At 53.8% G+C, this 589-nt stretch carries 1 pseudogene; it reads left to right on the top strand.

Annotation, left to right across the window (positions count from 1 at the left end):
- A pseudogene (locus tag DWW13_RS15750) lies at positions 1–503 on the top strand (virulence-associated E family protein); the annotation flags it as partial.
- Positions 504–589: the final 86 nt, after the last annotated feature.

Here is a 589-nt window from a genome sequence, read left to right as displayed (position 1 = left end):
TCCCGGTCATGGTGTACCCGGAGCAAGCCGAGGTTCACATTCTGGAGGACGAAGCCGCTTCCAGAGCCTATATCGGGCAGATGTGGGCGGAAGCAATGGAGATTTATAAAAGTGGCAGGTTCAAGCTGGCGTTCAGCCCCGCCGTGCAGCGGTATCTCAAGGAACACCAGCGGGATTTCATGCCAGAGGACACCAAAGCCGGGATGATACAGGCATACCTTGATAAGTACACCGGGAGCATGGTCTGCTCCAAGCAGCTTTACAAGGAAGCCTTGAACCATGCCTTTGACGAGCCGAAGCAATGGGAAATCCGGGAAATCAACGAGATAATGAACCAGTGCATTACCGGATGGCGGTACTTCCCGAACCCAAGAATGTTTTCCGAATACGGCAGACAAAAGGACTGGGAGCGTGAAAACCCGGCAACGGAATCCGGCAATCCGTCTGAAAAAACGATGGACGGTTTTGTGGAGGTCACAGAACAGATGGAGCTTCCCTTCTGAAAAGGACAGCCCGTTGCACCCCCTGTTGCTATCCCGTTGCCGAGCCGGTTGCCAGGGGAAATCCCTTATTTCCGGGCTTTTCTCCT

The organism is Blautia sp. AF14-40, from assembly GCF_003479665.1.
Taxonomy (GTDB): Bacteria; Bacillota; Clostridia; order Lachnospirales; family Lachnospiraceae; genus Fusicatenibacter; species Fusicatenibacter saccharivorans.
Note: the sequence above shows the minus strand (reverse complement) of the source record. Positions and strands in the feature narration are given on the sequence as shown.